We start from the raw sequence: 15,818 nt of genomic DNA, 5'->3' as shown, positions 1-15,818 counted from the left end.
GAGCTCGACACTCCGAAGGATCACGGACGGCCGCGCCTGCTGTCAGGAGAACGACGAACCCCGACGAGAGATGATCTTGTCGAGCTTAAATCTCAAGCCAAGAGCGCCGACGCTTTTCCCAGCACGGCCAGGGCGGCGTCGCGCTGGGCGACGTCCTTCTCCAGGCGGGCGACCTTCTTGCGCAGGCGTTCCAGCTCGGCTTGCTCGGCGGCCTTCTTCGGCCGGGCCGGTGAGGTCCGCCGGTCGGTCAGGGTGGCCATTGCCCCGGCGTCGCGGGCTTGGCGCCACTCGATGATGTGGGAGTGGTAGAGCCGCTCGCGGCGCAGGATCGCGCCCTTCTCGCCCTTGGGGGCGGCGTCGTACTCGGCGACGATCCGCAGTTTGTACTCCGGTGAGAACGTCCGCCGCTTCGGCTTCGGTGCCGGGTCGGGATTGGTGGTGCTGGCCATGCCGGGGGAATCTCCTCTGCCTCGCCATCCAGACTAACCCGACATACAGGGCGTCTCAGTCGAGACTGTCGGAGAGGGGGGTCGACCAGGTGGTCGAGCTTGCGGTGTCCAGGGTCGTCGTTCAGCGCGTCGAGGCTCCAAGTGACCGATGGCGAAGGCTCTGTGATGCCGGGGAAGACGTGCATGCTGGGCCGGAAGTCGAACGCGGCATCGAAGCGGTCCCAAACATCGGCGTATTCGGCGCTGGTCAATCGGTGCAGGGCTTCAGCGGTCACCTGGCGAACCTACTGGTCCGACATCTCACTCAGACAGTTGGGGCGCCGACTCCCCGATTAGCACCTCGTCCGCCAGTCGACGTGCGGGATTGATCCATCCTGCCTCGGTCAGCGCCATGAGAATCTCGTCTCCGAACGGGGTGATCCTCATCGGGGTGCGTCTCTGCGCGCGGATCAGAAGCGGTTGCCCGAGGTCCCGTTCGAGATGCCGGATCTGGGTTCCGAGGGTGATGACGTTGAGGCCGAGCTCCTTGGCCGCGTCCGCGATGCTGGGGTACGCAGTCGCCGCGGCGAATCGGAGCAATCGCTGTTCGCATTCGGGCCCGTGTAGGGCTGGGTGAAGGAGCTCGGGAACGTTCTCGAACCTGGACTCAACAGCCAGCGCGGTGCGGTGGCTCGCTCCGCCGCGTGGCCGTAGGGGAATCCGGTGGATGTGTGCCCAACGGGCCATGTTGGAGCCACTCATGCCCTTGTCCCGGGCGATCTCGGGGAGGGTTCGGCCCTTCGTGACGTACTCCTCGAAGAGCCACTCCCGCGAGATGGCCTCGTGGCGGCGCATGTGCTCGCCCTGTTGTCGAAGGGTGATGCCGTACTCGTGGGCGAGGCGGGCGATCACCGGGCTGCTGACCTCGTGCCTCCTGGCGATGGTCTTGAGGGATAGTCGCTGATCCAGGTAGAGGGAGGTGAGCTCCTCGCTGCTGGGCAGGGCCGCAGTCGTGGGGGTGAAGTGGCCGGCGTGGCCCTTCCCCCAGATGCGCGGGGGTGCGAGGAGTGGTGCTGGATTCTGTCGCAGCACGTGGCGGACAGCGCCGGGGCTTGTTCCGAGCGTTTCGGCTGCATCGGTGACGCTGAGTCCGTCGTTGCGGATCAACCGGTGCACGGCTTCGACGTCGGTCTTCGATAGGTCCGGGCCAGGCAGTTGGAGGCCGGTCAAGAGGTCGAGGGGTGGCTCCCATGTGACGGGTTCGTCGCGAATCTGGTGGTCGTGGAGAAAGCCTTGCGCGTGCCGGTCGAGCTCGGCGGCCAGCTCGGGGGTGAGCTGAGCGGCGAACCGGTCCTTCCTGGCCCGTAGTTCGCGGTCTGGTCGATAGGAGGGCGAGGCGAGTGTGTCCGGGAGGCCGCTGAGCTGCTCGAAGAGCAGGCACCGGACCATGCGCGTGCGAGGGTCCTTCCCCGGGCGCGTTCCGGTGCGCTGGCAGATCTGGCTCCATGCCTCGTCGGTCTGGACATCCGACTGCTGCGGCCGACCCGCAAGGGCGAGGCCGAGCGGCCCGGATCATAGCTGTTCAAGCCGCTGCGGCAGGTCATCGAATCGATCAACGAGACCTTCAAGGGCCAACTCGACCTCGAACGACACCGCGGCCGCACTCCCGGCGGCGTGGCCGTCCGCGTTCTGCAACGCATCCTCGCGCTCACCGCCGCCATCTGGCACAACGATCACACCGACCAGCCGGTCATGCGAGCCCTGACCGCCTACGACCACTGAACCCCTTGGAATCGATCATCTAGTGATGGCACGCGGCTGCGAGGATCAGCAGTAGGAGGGCGAGCGTTGTCAGGTGGAGGCAGCCGGGTCGTCTGTCGGGCTTTCTGCGGTTGATCTCGACATGGCCGCCGGGTGGGATGCCGGGGTGGCGTTTGGCGTAGTGGTGGATCTGCTGCTGTTCGCCCTGGGGCCGGCTGAGCCAGGGGGTTTTGAAGCCGCACTCGCCGCACCAGTAGCGGTATGCCATGTTGACTCCTCGGACGTTGCCCTGCCGGAGGGGCGGCGGGTCAGCGGCCGGGGCGGTGGCGGGTGTGGCGGCGTACGACGAGCTGCATCGCGGCCAGGGTCGCGATGCCCACGGCGATCAGGAGCCACGGCATGGCGGGTTGGAGGGAGGTCCAGACGCGGCTGGGGGTTTCGGCCCCGGTGAGGTCCGCCGAACCCAGGGTGTCTTTGCCGAGCCAGGCCTGGCCGGCTTGGGGGTCCTGGGCGGGGGCGCCGAGCGAGGTGCGGACCTGGTCGGTCAGTTGGGGCCACTGGGTGCGGAACTGGGCGGGACTGGCAGGGAGGAAGGAGACGCCGGTGAAGTCGACGCCGCCGAAGACGTAGGTCCGGGTGACGGTTTCGTCGCCCTCGGCACTCTGGTGGGTGACGTTGAACTCGCCCTTGGTGTAGGAGTCCACGAGCAGGCCGCCGAGCAGCCATGTCACCCCGAAGCCGATGGCGCGCCTGCCCTTGGCCTCCCAGATGGCCCGCTGCCCGGGGGAGACGACGGTGTACGGCGCGGCGGCGCTCGCGTACGGCGGCCGGGCGGCGGCCGGGTCGGTGGACGGGGCGGCGTCGTTGTTGTCGGCGGTGGTCATGTGAACTCCTCAGACGATCAGACGATCAGACGATCGGACGGTCGTGCTGGCGCATGGCGGCGACGACCTTGTCGACGAACGCGTTGCGGCCGTCCACCAGGACCAGGGGGATGAGGAACGACGTGCCGTCGCCGGCCTCCAGCCGGTACCCGACGACCCGGCCCACCGTGCTCTGGTCGCCGCGCTGGTGGACGCTCTTGAGCCAGGTCACCTCCGGCCACGCGACGGCCTGGGGGCCGGACCTGGTGGCGTGCACGATTCCGTCCGCGTACAGGTAGTGCGTCCGAGTGCCGGCGACGAGGCCCCGCACGCCGTAGCCGATCCCGCCGACGGCCGTGAACAGGAAGGCGAGGGTGAGCGCGTGCAGTAGCGAGTGGGCGAGGGAGAACGCCGGGGTCCGGGAGGTCTCGAAGCCCAGCGCGAGCGTCAGTACCAGGGAGACGGTGGCGGTGCCCCACCCCACGGTCACCGCGCGCGTGGCCGAGACGCCGCGCCGGACGTCGACAAGCTCGCCGAGCCCCCGGGCCGCAGCCAGCCGGGCGACCTCTTCGGGGACGGTCTCGGGGACGGCCTCGGGAGCGGCCTCGGGGACGGCCTCCGGCGAGGTCCGCGCGCTCGCTGACCGGGCCCTGTGCTGTTCGGTGTCTGCCATACGGATCCGACTCCTCCGTTCTCGCTCGCGCGTCTTCGACACGCGTCATCCCTGGTGGTGATGGGGTGGTGGGGCGATGGGGGGTGGCGGCCCTGCGGCCTGTCACGGTCCGCACGGCCACCCCCCGGCACCACCGATCGTCGGGTTCCCGCTGGTCAGCGACCAGGCCAGAGCACCGGCCATTTATGACCGGCCGTACCGGTAGGCTCACGGGCGGCGATACTGGCGAGTAGGGGGAAGTGAACCGGTGACTGATCAGCTCGGCACGATGCTGCGCCAGCTGCGCCGTCAGGCGGGGCTGACGCAGGAGCATGTGGCGGAACGGTCCGGGGTGAGCGTTCGCACCATTCGCCGACTGGAGACCGGCAAATCCACCGACCACCGGCTGGGCACGGTGAACCTGCTGGCGGACGCGCTGGACCTCGGGCAGGAGGACCGCCGACTGCTGGCGGCCATGCTCGCGAGAGCGCAGGGCGGGGCTTCCGGAGCGGCGGAGGCCGCGCCCGTACTGCCCGAGGCAGAGCACGTACCGCCGCCCTTTGCGGCTCCCGCACCGCTGCCGGCCCACGGTGAGCTCGCCGAGGCAGTGCAGGAGCTGGCGCGGGAGATACGGCGCCGCTGGCGGCGCGAGGAGGAGCAGCGCCGGGTCCACGACCCGTTCCCGCTGCCGGTCCGCTGGCAGCAGGCGCCGACGGGTCTGACGGACCGTTCGGAGAACATCCAGCGCCTCGGGCCGGGCGCCGCGCCGCAACAGGTGGACCTGAGCGGTGACCTGCGGAGCGTGGCGGAGGTCTACCGGCGGATCTCGTCCGGGCGGTTGGTGATACTCGGCCGGGCCGGCTCGGGAAAGTCGATCCTCACGATCAGGTTCGTCCTGGACGTCCTGGCGGCCCGGACCCTCCCCGGACGGGTGCCGGTCATCTTCAGCCTCGGCTCCTGGGACCCGACCACCGCGGCGCTGCGGGACTGGCTGATCGGCCGGCTGCTGCGCGACCACCCGCACCTGGCCCGCCGGAGCCCCGGCGGCTCGACCCTGGCCGCCGCGATGGTCGACGCCGACCTCATCCTTCCGGTGCTCGACGGATTCGACGAGATAGCGGAGGGCTTGCGGCGCGAGGCACTTGAGGCACTGAACGCCACCTCGCTGCCGCTGGTCCTCACCAGCCGCCGCGGCGAGTTCGCCGAAGCCGTCCAGGCGGCGCACGCACCGCTGGTCTGGGCGGCCGGGATCGAGCTCACCGACCTCACCCTCGACAACCTCGTCGGTTACCTGCCCCGTACCGCCCGCGCGGTCGGCCACGGCGACGGCCACGGCGACGGCCACGGCGACGGCCAAGGCCAAGGCCACAGCCACGGCGACGGCAGCGGCGACGGCGGCGCCGGGGCCGTGTGGGACGCCGTCCTCGACGAACTGCGCGCCCGGGAAACCCCGGCCGGCGCGAACCTCGCCGCCGTACTCACCACCCCGCTCATGGTCATCCTGGCGCGCACCATGTACAGCGAGGCGCCCGACCGGGATCCGGCCGAACTCCTGGACACCACCCGTTTCCCCACCGCGCGCTCCCTCGAGGAGCACCTGCTGGCGGGCTTCGTTCCGGCGGTCTACCGGCGCCGCGTCCCAGAGCAGGTCGCCCGCGGCCACCAGCGCCGGCAGCGCAGCTGGGATCCGGAGCGCGCCCAGCAGTGGCTCGGCTACCTGGCCCACCACCTGGTGCGGCTCGATCTCGACCAGCAGGACCTCGCCTGGTGGCGGATCAGCGACTCGCTGCGGCGCTCGACCCGGATCATCGCCGTCGTGCTGGCGACCGCGCTGAGCATCACCCTGGCCGACTGGCTCGTCTGCGCGCTGTTCATCCGGGCCGAGCTCGGCGAGATCCTCCTCCAGGGGGCCCTGATGGGGCCGGTTGCCGGCCTCGCCTTCGGCTGCGTGTACGCGGTCATGGTCGCCTACCGCGGCGGTCCGGCCTTCGAACCGGCCCGCGTGCGGTTGCGGCTGCCCGGGACCCACCGCGGCTTCGGGCGGCGGACGTTCCGCACGTTCGCCGCCCGGTTCGGGGACGGCCTGCTCGGCGGATCGGTCATGGGCGTCGGATGCGCGTGCGCGCTCGCCCTGGAGCGCGCGCTGTATCCGGGGCTCCCGCTCACCAATCCGCACGTGATCGAAGCCACCCTGATCAACATGGTCTGCTTCGGGCTGATCTTCGGCACGGCCGCCGGGCTGGTCTTCGGGCTGATGGCCTCACTCGAGGCGCCGGTGGACGTCACCTCCGCAGCCACCCCGGTCAGCCTGCTGTCCGCCAACCGCGCGACGGTGGGCCGGCAGATCCTCGTCCTGGCGCCACTGCTCACCCTGGCGATCGCCTTCGGCGGGCGCCTGATCATCGACCTGCTCCAGCGCCTGCTGGGGCCGCTGAACTGGGCGCTGTCGGACGGGATCCTCATCGGCGCGGTCGGCGGGATCGGCGGTGCGGTCTCCTACGCCCTCGCCTTCACCGCCTGGGGGCAGTGGGTCGTACTGTCCCGGATCTGGCTGCCGCTGACCGGCAAGCTGCCCTGGGACACGGTCGCCTTCCTGGACGACGCCTACCACCGCGGCGTGCTGCGCCAGACCGGTGCGGTGTACCAGTTCCGCCACGTCCGGCTGCAACACCACCTCGGCCGCACCTTCCGCCAGCAGCAGGCCAAGTACCGGCCGGCCAGCTTCCCCTCCGCGCGGAACGGCTCGTCGTGACGACGCGCGGCCGGCCGTCCCCCTGGCGCGGGCCGGCCGGCGCGAACCACCGACGAGGACAACCAGCACGGACAACCAGCACGGACGACAAGCGCGGACGACCGCGCAGAGGCCCTCGTGACGACCGGCCATGGATGGCCGGTGCCTTGGCCTGTCCGCCGGGTTGACCGGGCACCAGCATCGAAGTGCCCGGTCAGCGGCGCCCCGACGCCGCGTCAACCCGCACCGGAGCCATGACGACCCGTGGATGAAGGAGTCCGATGAAGTCCCTACGTCTGACCGCCGTCAGCGCGACGCTGCTGCTCGCCGCCCTGGCCGGTGTCGGCCCGGCGAACGCGGACACGCCGACCGCGGCCGGCATCCTCAAGGCCGGCGCCCAGCAGGGCGTCGCCGACGGATACCCCGGCGTGATCGGCCTGGTCCGCCAGGGCGACACCACCCAGTACGTGCACGCGGGCACCGGCAACCTCGCCACCGGCATGCCCGCCGACCCGAAGGCGCAGTTCCGGATCGGCAGCAACACCAAGGCGTTCACCTCCACGGTGCTGCTCCAGCTGGAGGCCGAGCACCGGCTCTCGCTGGACGACACGGTCGCCAAGTGGCTGCCGGGGGCGGTCAACGCCAACGGCTACGACGGCACGAAGATCACCATCCGCGAGCTGCTCAACCAGACCTCCGGCCTGCCCGAGTACGCCAACAGCCCGCAGGTGTCCGGCCCCTACGTCCTCGACCTCAACCCGAACCAGGCCTGGGCGCCGCAGACGCTGCTGGACATCGCCCTGGCATCGCAGAAGCCGACCGCGGCGCCGGGCCAGAAGTTCTCCTACGCCAACACCAACTACGTGCTGGCGGGCATGGTGATCAATGCCGTCACCGGCAACAGCGCGGCCACCGAGATCCAGAACCGGATCATCGGACCGCTCGGCCTGACCAACACGACCTTCCCGACCAGCGACCCGAACCTGTACGGCAACTACCTGCACGGCTACGTGCACCCCGTGGTCTTCTACACCAACGACGTCACGGTCTCCGACGTCCAGGTCTTCGGCTCGGCGGGGGCGATGGTGTCGACCCTGGACGACCTCACCGCCTTCAGCCGGGCGCTGCTGACCGGGAAGCTGCTGCCGCCCGCCCAGGAGGCCGAACTCAAGACCACGGTGCCCGTGAACAGCACCGGCACCGCAGGCTACGGCCTCGGCATCGAGCACGCCCAACTGCCCTGCGGCCAGTGGGTCTGGTGGCACAACGGCGCCGTACTCGGCTACTACAGCACCTGGTTGAGCAGCGACGACGGCACCAAGCAGGTCGCGCACGCCAACAACGAGTTCCACCTGCTCCCGGGCACGGCCGGCCAGACCGACACCGACACCGCCCTGGTCAACGCCTACTGCGCGCTCTGACCCCATCACCCGTGCCCCGAAAGGACGACCGATGACATCACTTCTGCTCCGCTGCCGACGGCACGCGACCACGGCCGCCGTCGCCGCGGCCATGGCCGTGACCGCGCTGCTCGGAACCTCGCCCGCGTCCGCCCGGGCGGACGCCCCGGCACCTCTGACCTTCACCAACGGGTTCGGCCTGACCCAGGTCGGCACCCCCGAGGTGCACTCGAGCACCGACTTCACGATCACCGTGACCACCGCGCAGCTCTCCGGCACCCACAAAATCCGCATCTTCCTCCCCCAGGGCTACGCGGCGAACCCCACCGAGCGCTGGCCGGTGGCCTACTTCCTGCATGGCGGCCAGGGCAGCGTGGACGACGCGGCCGCCGCCCCCGCCCTGCACTCGGACTCGATGATCACGGTGGCGCCGGACGGCGGTCTGAAGGGCTGGTACGCCGACTGGGCCATGCAGAACACCGCCCTGGGCGCGGCCAACTGGCAGACCTTCCACACCACCCAGGTCGTCCCGTTCATCGACGCCAACCTGCGCACCATCGCCGACCGGGCCCACCGGGCCGTCGTCGGCCTGTCGATGGGCGGCTACGGCGCGCTGCACTACGCCGAGGCCCGTCCCGACCTGTTCGGGCACACTGCCTCCCTGTCCGGCGGCATCGACTTCGGCATGACGGCGATCCGCGCGACGGTCCTGGCGACGGAGCTCAACCTCACCGGCGCGTGGTGCACCGTGAGCACCTCCGGCTCCGGCCAGTGCACCGGTTTCGGGCCCTACGTCGACAGCGACGCGATCTTCGGCTCGCCCTACCCGGTCTTCAACGCGGACCACATCTGGAACGCTGTCAACCCCGCCGCCCCCGCCAACCTGGCCCGGCTCGGCGGCACCGACATCACCCTCTACACCGGCAACCAGGGGCCCATCGACCACTTCACCGAGATCGCCTCCAACACGGTCAAGGCCCGCCTGGACCGGCTCCGCATCCCCAGCCGCTACGTCGACTACGGCAACGGCTCGTCGCTCTCTCCCACCTGCGACGGCGGCCACGACTACGGCTGCTGGGCCCCCGCCTTCGCCGACTACATCCCCCGCCTCGCGGCCTCGTTCGCCGCAGCCGGCTGAACCCCGCCAGCTGACGGACCCGCCCCCGCTCGCCCCGTGACCACGCACCTCGGGTGAACGAGCGGACGGCCCGACCGGCGCGCCGCTCGCCGGTCGGGCCGTCCGCGTCTCCGGGCACACGCGTTCTTCTGCTTCTCCTACGTCCGCCCGGTGGCGGCCTCGCCGCCGGGCGGACTGGGCCGGGGCGCGGCGATGCCGGCAGTTGCGTGGCTGGTTCCCGGGCCCCATGGGTGGGTGGCGTCGGCGTTCAGCGGCGGCAGGTGTAGATCCCCCAACGCAGGTGACCGCTGCGGCACGCCTCGATCCAGCGCGGCAGGTTGTCTTGGAGCTTGTCCAGATAGGCGGGGCTGATCACTCCGGTCAGTTCCTCCGTGCGCTGTGTGGTTTCCTCGGCCAGTCGGAGGTAGTGCGTGAGCAGGTGATCGCTGAGGTCCTCGAAGTCGACGTGGGCGAATCCGAGTCGCGATGCCTGCCTGCGGTAGAAGCTCGGTGTCGCGAAGGCATCGATGCCCAGCCGCGACACCACCGGACGCAGGGTTTCGGGCGGGCACTCGTCGGCTGCCATGAGGTCGGTGAAGATGAGCTGGCCTTCCGGTTTGAGGACACGGGCGGCCTCGCCCAGGGCCCTTGGCCGGTCGCCGCCGTGGCAGAGAGCTTCCTGGGACCACACGAGGTCGAAGGAACCGTCGGGGTACGGGACGTCCTCGAAGGAGCCGGTGACCACGGTGATGAGTCCTGCCAGACCGCGCTTGGCGTTGACCTCCCGGTGGCGCCGGTTCTGCATCTCGCTGATGTTGAGCGCGACGGTCCGGCAGCCGAAGCGGTCCGCCAGGTAGCGTGCCGCGCCGCCGTACCCGGAACCCATGTCCAGCACGGTGCCGTCCGGGCCGAGGTGGGTGGAGGACTTGGCGGCGATGCGCTCCACAGTTCGCCGGGAGGCGGCCGCGATCGACTCGTGGTCGTGGGCGTAGATCCCGGTATGGATGTCCTCACCGCCCCAGATCGTGGTGTAGAAGCCGTCGACGTCGTCGGTCTCGTAATAGCGGCGTGCCGCTTCGGCAGCGCTCGCCGGGGTGTCAGGTGGCACGGCAGCCGCCCTTCATCGATGTCCAGGTCCGGATTCGCCGGAACAGGCCAGACCGTACCCAGTGGCGCACATGGTCAAGCGGGTCCTCGGACATCCCCACCGCGACGGGACGGGAAAGGAAAGCGCCACGGGAACCAGGCCGCGACTTCGCCGCAGTGGGTGTCCACGGCCGTCACCCTGTCCGGGCGGGTTCCGGACAACCGCTGGGGGGAAGGCAGTTCAGCCAGCGGTTGGCTGCCACCAGTGGCCATGGCGAGGAAGGCCCGTCCTCGAACAGCAGGTCATTGTCGACCAGGATCGCATCCCCTCGGGGATCACTGGCTTGTGCTCCAGCCCCCAGGCCTCCCAGCCCTCTGCCTTGAAGAACACCAGCTCCACGGGGACAAAGCACCTGGAGGTTCCTACGCGGACACCACGTCCCTGCGCAGCATCGCCGGGCTTGGGACGCCGTGGCTGTTCTGCGACCACGGCCGTTGCGAGCTGATCTGGGACACACATTGCAACAGCGCGCACACCCGCTGGATCCTTCGGAACCGCGGCGTCACCCTCGCCGGGCCGCCGATCACCGACCTTGTTGACGCAGTGCCGCCCCAGGCCCTGCGCGAATCGATGCGCGTGATGCTGCCCGGCCTCATGGCCGACCTGCGGACCTGGGCCCCGTTCGACCATGCCCGGAGCCAGCGGTATGCGGTGACTGTTTACTGCCGGGCGCTGTTCACCCTGCGCACCGGTGAGGTGGCGTCCAAGCGCGGCGCGCTGGAGTGGGCACGTGAGACCCTCGACCCGCGATGGCGCCCCCTGCTCACCCAGGTGATCGGGGACCGGGAGCTGGGCTGGAACCCGGCCGACCCGCCGCGACCGGGCAGCCTCGAAGCGACGTATGCCTTCGCCGCCTACGCGGAGTCCTTCGTCGACTGACGGAGACGGGCCCTGCCGGCCCATGCCTGTCAGGGGCGCGGGCCGGCAGGGCCGGAACCATCACGCCAGCCCAGCGTGAACGAACCTCTTGACCTGCGGGGACGTCCAGGTTCGTTCACCCCGCCCGGCGGCCACAACGAAGGCCGGGTGAGACTGAGCGCCCGATCTGGCCCCTGAGTGCCTGAGGTGGCCCGTCTGAGCATCGCAGTTGGCCCGGCCGGATATGAAGGTCAAGCGCACGGTGGCCATGCACCGGCTGCTCGGGGTCTGTTGCGGAACCGGTGACGTCCCAGGTCAACAGCCCTTCCGCGAGAGCGTCGTGAATGGCTCCCGAGTCATATCGGGCGCTCAGTCACAGGTTGTAGCCGCTGGCGGCGGTGTTGTCTGTCCGAGGGCGCGGGGGCGGGAGGGGACCGGGCTCGGTCGTGGTCGGGCGCTGCGGTCGCCGCGGATGGCGGGGTCGTGTGGCGCGCGTCGGGCCACGGGAAGTTGCTTGGGGCCGTGTCGGACGCCGTAGCTGGGGGACAGCCAGGGGGCGCGCCAGGTGGCGTTCATGGGTGGTTGCGCGTCGGGGAGTTGACGGGCCCGTTCGGTCGGCACCGGGGGTTAGCCCTACCTGCAATGGGCGGATAGCGGGATCCCTTTTGCGATCTTGCCCGGAGATGCTGGGTCCACAGGCCAGTTGTTTCCCGCCGACCCCACAGGAGTTCTTTCGTGTACGAGCACGCAGGGGACAGGTTCCGTTCCACCAGGCAGCGGAGCCATCGACGCGGGGCGGTGTCGACGGTAGCCGCTGTGGCCGCCGGCATCGTGGCGATCGGTGCGCTGGCGACGCCTCCGGCGGTCGCCGACTCCATGCCGGACGGCGTCCAGCAGAGCCTGAACGCGTTGGTGCGCAACGACGGGCTTCCCGCCGCGCTGGCAAGCGTCAAGGACCGCGACGGACGGACCCGTACCTACACGGCGGGCGTGGCCGACCTGGACACCAAGGCCAAGGTGCCCGTCGACGGACAGGTCCGCATCGGCAGCAACACCAAGGCGTTCACCGCCGTGGTCATGCTGCAGCTGGTCGGTGAAGGAAAGGTCGGCCTCGAGAGCCCCGTCGACACCTACCTGCCGGGCCTTCTGCGCGGGGACGGGATCGACGGACACACCATCACCATCCACCAACTGCTCCAGCACACCAGCGGCCTGCCCGACTACGCGGAGGCCCTTGATCTCGCCGCCACGCGACGCCAGTACTTCGAACCCCGCGAACTCCTCGACCTGGCCCTCGCGCGCAAAGCGGAGTTCTCCCCGGGCACGAAATGGGAGTACAGCAACACGAACTACCTGGTCGCCGGCCTGGTCATCCAGAAGGTCACGGGCCGGCCGGTCCGGGAAGCGATCACCCAGCGCGTCATCAGCCGCATCGCACTGCGCCATACCTACTTCCCATCCCCCGGGGACATGACCATCCAAGGCCCCCACCCCCAGGGCTATTTCCCGGAGAAGGCCGGCGGGCCCCTGCGCGACTTCACCGAGATGGACCCGTCCTCGGCCTGGGCCGCTGGTGCGATGATCTCCACCAACACCGACCTCAACCAGTTCTACAGCGTGCTCCTCGCAGGCCGCCTCCTCGCCCCGGCGCAGCTCGCCCAGATGCGCACCACCGTCCCCGCCGACGTTCTGGGCCCCGGCACCCGCTACGGCTTGGGCCTGGAGAGCAGGCCGCTGTCGTGCGGTGGTGTGTACTGGGGCCACGGTGGAACCATTCCGGGATACCGGACCCGCGGAGGCGCCACGGAGGACGGCCGTGCCGTCGACATCGCGGTGACCGCCGTCCCGACCGGCGCAGCCGCGCAGCACCTGGAGGCGGCCGTGGACACCGCCCTGTGCCGCTGAACCGCGCCGGTTGAGCGCAGCTCCCCGGACGGAGCGGTGATGGATACGGTGTCGCAAGCGATCCACGTGGTTGAAGAAGAAGGCTGGCGGCTCGACCGAGTGAGCGCCTACGCGTACACCACCGATAGCGGAAGTTACGGCAGCGTGAGCTACGAGAGAGTGCTGCTGGTATTCCGCCGGGCCGACTCCTGACCGGCTCGGTCGCGGGCGGCCAGTCCAAAGCAATGGCGGCGCTGGCGAGCTCACATTCTCAGCCCTCGCCGGTTCTCCGTGGTGTGTGCGACATCCCGCGAGTTCCCCTGAGCCTTGCTGAGTGACCGAGGCCGTGGCCAGGGGCTTCTTCCTCCTTCGGGTGTTCCGCCGGCCTGTGACGTAACTTCGGGATTCCTGAAGCTTTCTCAGCTCGTGCGACCGATCTGCGGTCTGGTCGAAGGCGAGGAGGCGCGGGTTGGCGGCGCTGGCGGTGGTGCGGGACCTGCGCGAGTACCGGGAGCCGGTCTCGGCGGAGGAGCTGGAGCGGTTCGAGACCGACGTGCTGGCTGGGTGTGCTGGCGCGGGTCTCGGCGGGGCTGACGGACGGAACGATCCGTGGGGACGTCGGGCACCTGGAGCAGGTGAGGACCTGGTTCGGCCGTCCGTTGTGGGACATGGAGCCATCCGATGCGGACGCGTACCTCGGGCGGGTGCTGCGGGGCTCGCCCAGCGGTACCCGCCTGGCCCGCTCCCAGGCTCTGAGCACGAACTTCCTGTTCCTGGAGCTGCGGCACAAGGTCGAGATCCACCGGATGACCGGACGCGTGGTCGAGTGCCCGATCGACGAGATGAACCGCCCGCGCGGCTCCAAGGACGCCCAGCTGTTGGGCACCGGCCCGGGGTGGCAGGCCGGCCTGCTCGCCCACCGACTCGGCGATGCGAACGTCGTCACCGTCGAGGTGGACCCGGTCGTGGCCGAGGCCGCCCGTCGCCGCCCGGCCGCCGCCGGCCTTCACCCGCTGGCCGTCGCCGGGGACGCCGCCGAGGGCTACCCGTCCGCTGTGCCGTACGACCGCGTGACGGTGACGTTCGGGGCCCGCCGGATCCCCTACGCCTGGCTGCGCCAGACCCGACCGGGTGGGATGGTCCTCCTGCCGTGGGGCACGCACTTCGGCAACGGCGACGCCCTGTTGCGCCTGACCGTCCACCAGGGCGGAACCGCCACCGGCCCGTTCCTGCGGCCGGTGGACTTCATGAAGATGCGCTTCCAGCGGCTGGTGTGGCCCTTCCACACCCCCGACCCCGCCTTCGCGGTGGACGAGAGCACCACCCGCACCGCCCTGCCCGACCTGGGCCGGTTCGACCCGTTCCCCCTCGCGGTCGGCCTGCGCCTCCACCACGTCACCCACGCCGTCCAGCCGCGCGACGACGGCCGCACGCTGTGGCTCTGCAGCCTCAGCAACCTGTCCTGGGCCGGCGCCACCTTCCACGACGGCCAAGACGTCGCGCAGGTCCGTCAGTACGGCCCACGCCGTCTCGGGAACGAGTTCGAGGCCGTGTTCCACTGGTGGGTGGACAACGACTTGCCGGGCGTCGAGTGCTTCGGTCTGACCGTCGATGAGAGGGGCCGACGAGGCTGGCTCGACAGCCCGGACAACCCGGTGGCCTGACCGCCCGCCTGGCAGGCCCCGCCGTCAGGGGGCCTGTTGTGACCGTGCTTCGTAGTTGCCAAAGTTTTCAGGGTAGTTGGCCAGGCTGTACGCCGGCCTCGAATCCGGTGATGTTCAGCTGGAAGTGGTGCTCTGGTCCGGGGCGGTGTTGTCTCGGTGGGGTTGGGGGCTCTGCCATGGTCTGCATGGGACAGAGCCCTGGGGTCTGGTCGGCGTTGTGCCGGTGGACGAGCTGTTCGTTCCGCTCGTGCTGGGGCCTGAGGACAGCTGCGGCCTGGATCTGACGGCGGGGTGGGCGCGTCGTTGGACGGTGACGTGGAGCGTCAGGGGCGTCGAGGTGTCGTGCCTGGTCGGTGAGATCGCGGGCGTTCCGGTGGGCCGTGCTGAGCCGGTGCGGCACTTCAGCTGGCATCCCCGCCAGGGCCACCGTCCCGGGTTGGAAGTGCTGGTGACGACGGGGCGGCAGGACGGGTTCGAGAGCCTGGAGGAGCGGAAGTTCCTGTGGGCGCTGGACTTCGCCGGGGCGGTCCTGGATGTGCTGTCGCAGCCGTTGCGGCTCCGGTTCAAGACGGTGGGCGGCAAGGCCCGCTTCCACATCCCGGACTACCTGGTGGTGATGCCGGACGGCCGGTGGCTGGTCGAAGTGGCCACGGTGACTCGTTGATGGCGGGGCCGATGTGTGACCGGCGGCCTTGTGGCAGGTCGGACGCCGCTTCAGCGTTGGGCGACAATCGTCGGGTGACTGAAGCCAGCGTGGTGCACGTTTTCCTCTCGCGCGGCCGGTTCTCCTCTGAGGAGGACATCCGCAACTACATCGACCAGAGGTGGTCGGAGAGCGGTGATGCGGAGCCATCCGTGTTCATGGGCGAGGCCGGAATCACCGAGTTCACCCCGATGTGCGTCGAGGTCATCCACGCCCAGGACATCGGCTACCTCGCCCCGATTCCCCCTGCAGTACTCCTTCGAGACGCCTCGTACGCTGACCAGTGGCTGTCACAGGTCGAGTCAACCGAGCCGGCCGACGCTGCGATCTGTGTCTTCGCTCCCAACATCGTTGGGAACCCGCACGGTACCTCTCTGCGCTATCTCGGCCAGTTCGCCATCCGGGACTGAGGGTCTCTCACCCTGGTCGATCACAGCCACTCGTTGATCACGGCGACAACCACGGTGGCCTCGTAGCGGACCCCGAGCTTGTCGTACCGGGCCGTGGCCACGAGATATGACTGTGAGGATGGTCGGGTGCCGCCCCGGGCGGTGGTCTGGCCCGAGGTACGACTGGCGCTTATGCCTTGAGTTTGATCTGCCGACCACTG

General features: G+C 70.0%; 15 protein-coding genes and 2 pseudogenes. 10 read left to right on the top strand and 7 right to left on the bottom strand.

All coding sequences use genetic code 11. The annotated features are described in order from the left end of the window. Nucleotides 1-92: 92 nt before the first annotated feature. Nucleotides 93-449, bottom strand: a complete 357-nt coding sequence (locus tag P3T39_RS25835) for a transposase (protein ID WP_280701340.1) — start codon at nt 447-449, stop codon at nt 93-95. Nucleotides 450-749: 300 nt separating this feature from the next. Continuing rightward, nucleotides 750-1,877, bottom strand: a complete 1,128-nt coding sequence (locus tag P3T39_RS25830) for a LysR family transcriptional regulator (protein WP_280701339.1) — start codon at nt 1,875-1,877, stop codon at nt 750-752. A 75-nt stretch (nt 1,878-1,952) separates the two neighbouring features. Between P3T39_RS25830 and P3T39_RS25825 the strand changes: the two are divergent. Continuing rightward, nucleotides 1,953-2,210 (top strand): annotated as a pseudogene (locus P3T39_RS25825) (IS982 family transposase); the annotation flags it as partial. Between the two features lie 19 nt (nt 2,211-2,229). On the opposite strand, the gene P3T39_RS25820 reads toward P3T39_RS25825, so the two are convergent. Genes P3T39_RS25820 through P3T39_RS25810 form a run of 3 tightly spaced genes read right to left on the bottom strand, consistent with a single transcriptional unit; the run spans nt 2,230 to nt 3,725 of the window. After that, nucleotides 2,230-2,457, bottom strand: coding sequence for a hypothetical protein (locus P3T39_RS25820; RefSeq protein ID WP_280701338.1), 228 nt, complete (start codon nt 2,455-2,457; stop codon nt 2,230-2,232). A gap of 40 nt (nt 2,458-2,497) precedes the next feature. Next, complete coding sequence (locus P3T39_RS25815) at nt 2,498-3,073, bottom strand: hypothetical protein (RefSeq protein ID WP_280701337.1); 576 nt, start codon at nt 3,071-3,073, stop codon at nt 2,498-2,500. Between the two features lie 25 nt (nt 3,074-3,098). After that, nucleotides 3,099-3,725 carry a hypothetical protein gene (locus P3T39_RS25810; protein WP_280701336.1) on the bottom strand — a complete coding sequence of 209 codons (627 nt, stop codon included), beginning with the start codon at nt 3,723-3,725 and terminating at the stop codon, nt 3,099-3,101. A 247-nt stretch (nt 3,726-3,972) separates the two neighbouring features. Between P3T39_RS25810 and P3T39_RS25805 the strand changes: the two genes are divergently transcribed. From P3T39_RS25805 to P3T39_RS25795, 3 genes are all read left to right on the top strand, one after another. Then, entirely contained in the window at nt 3,973-6,456 is a 2,484-nt protein-coding gene (locus P3T39_RS25805; protein ID WP_280701335.1) for a helix-turn-helix domain-containing protein, read from the top strand. 260 nt (nt 6,457-6,716) lie between these two features. Next, nucleotides 6,717-7,856: a serine hydrolase domain-containing protein gene (locus tag P3T39_RS25800; protein WP_280701334.1), complete on the top strand. Its 1,140-nt coding sequence runs from the start codon at nt 6,717-6,719 to the stop codon at nt 7,854-7,856. Nucleotides 7,857-7,887: 31 nt separating this feature from the next. Continuing rightward, nucleotides 7,888-8,973 (top strand): alpha/beta hydrolase-fold protein, encoded by a 1,086-nt coding sequence (locus P3T39_RS25795; RefSeq protein ID WP_280701333.1) that lies wholly within the window; start codon nt 7,888-7,890, stop codon nt 8,971-8,973. Nucleotides 8,974-9,220: 247 nt separating this feature from the next. On the opposite strand, the gene P3T39_RS25790 is transcribed toward P3T39_RS25795, so the two are convergent. Then, nucleotides 9,221-10,060, bottom strand: coding sequence for a class I SAM-dependent methyltransferase (locus P3T39_RS25790; protein WP_280701332.1), 840 nt, complete (start codon nt 10,058-10,060; stop codon nt 9,221-9,223). A gap of 324 nt (nt 10,061-10,384) precedes the next feature. Between P3T39_RS25790 and P3T39_RS25785 the strand changes: the two genes are divergently transcribed. The 6 genes from P3T39_RS25785 to P3T39_RS25760 all read left to right on the top strand — a co-directional run bounded on the left by P3T39_RS25785 (nt 10,385) and on the right by P3T39_RS25760 (nt 15,618). After that, nucleotides 10,385-10,978, top strand: coding sequence for an aminoglycoside adenylyltransferase domain-containing protein (locus tag P3T39_RS25785; RefSeq protein ID WP_280701331.1), 594 nt, complete (start codon nt 10,385-10,387; stop codon nt 10,976-10,978). 777 nt (nt 10,979-11,755) lie between these two features. Then, nucleotides 11,756-12,862, top strand: a complete 1,107-nt coding sequence (locus tag P3T39_RS25780; RefSeq protein ID WP_280701412.1) for a serine hydrolase domain-containing protein — start codon at nt 11,756-11,758, stop codon at nt 12,860-12,862. Between the two features lie 39 nt (nt 12,863-12,901). Continuing rightward, nucleotides 12,902-13,054: a hypothetical protein gene (locus tag P3T39_RS25775; protein WP_280701330.1), complete on the top strand. Its 153-nt coding sequence runs from the start codon at nt 12,902-12,904 to the stop codon at nt 13,052-13,054. A 455-nt stretch (nt 13,055-13,509) separates the two neighbouring features. After that, entirely contained in the window at nt 13,510-14,505 is a 996-nt protein-coding gene (locus tag P3T39_RS25770) for a protein-L-isoaspartate(D-aspartate) O-methyltransferase (RefSeq protein ID WP_280701329.1), read from the top strand. A gap of 217 nt (nt 14,506-14,722) precedes the next feature. Then, on the top strand, nt 14,723-15,169 hold the full coding sequence (locus P3T39_RS25765) for a hypothetical protein (RefSeq protein WP_280701328.1): 447 nt from the start codon (nt 14,723-14,725) through the stop codon (nt 15,167-15,169). 74 nt (nt 15,170-15,243) lie between these two features. Further along, entirely contained in the window at nt 15,244-15,618 is a 375-nt protein-coding gene (locus tag P3T39_RS25760) for an immunity 22 family protein (protein WP_280701327.1), read from the top strand. Nucleotides 15,619-15,638: 20 nt separating this feature from the next. On the opposite strand, the pseudogene P3T39_RS25755 reads toward P3T39_RS25760, so the two are convergent. Then, nucleotides 15,639-15,818: pseudogene (locus P3T39_RS25755) on the bottom strand (hypothetical protein); the annotation flags it as partial.

This window comes from Kitasatospora sp. GP82, from assembly GCF_029892105.1.
Taxonomy (GTDB): Bacteria; Actinomycetota; Actinomycetes; order Streptomycetales; family Streptomycetaceae; genus Kitasatospora.
This window is presented reverse-complemented; position numbering and strand designations above follow the sequence as displayed.

Excerpts from the sequence above, each read along its gene's own strand:
- P3T39_RS25835 (WP_280701340.1), bottom strand. The coding sequence starts at position 449 with ATGGCCAGCACCACCAATCCCGACCCGGCACCGAAGCCGAAGCGGCGG.
- P3T39_RS25830 (WP_280701339.1), bottom strand. The coding sequence starts at position 1,877 with ATGGTCCGGTGCCTGCTCTTCGAGCAGCTCAGCGGCCTCCCGGACACA.
- P3T39_RS25820 (WP_280701338.1), bottom strand. The coding sequence starts at position 2,457 with ATGGCATACCGCTACTGGTGCGGCGAGTGCGGCTTCAAAACCCCCTGG.
- P3T39_RS25815 (WP_280701337.1), bottom strand. The coding sequence starts at position 3,073 with ATGACCACCGCCGACAACAACGACGCCGCCCCGTCCACCGACCCGGCC.
- P3T39_RS25810 (WP_280701336.1), bottom strand. The coding sequence starts at position 3,725 with ATGGCAGACACCGAACAGCACAGGGCCCGGTCAGCGAGCGCGCGGACC.
- P3T39_RS25800 (WP_280701334.1), top strand. The coding sequence starts at position 6,717 with ATGAAGTCCCTACGTCTGACCGCCGTCAGCGCGACGCTGCTGCTCGCC.
- P3T39_RS25795 (WP_280701333.1), top strand. The coding sequence starts at position 7,888 with ATGACATCACTTCTGCTCCGCTGCCGACGGCACGCGACCACGGCCGCC.
- P3T39_RS25775 (WP_280701330.1), top strand. The coding sequence starts at position 12,902 with ATGGATACGGTGTCGCAAGCGATCCACGTGGTTGAAGAAGAAGGCTGG.
- P3T39_RS25770 (WP_280701329.1), top strand. The coding sequence starts at position 13,510 with ATGGAGCCATCCGATGCGGACGCGTACCTCGGGCGGGTGCTGCGGGGC.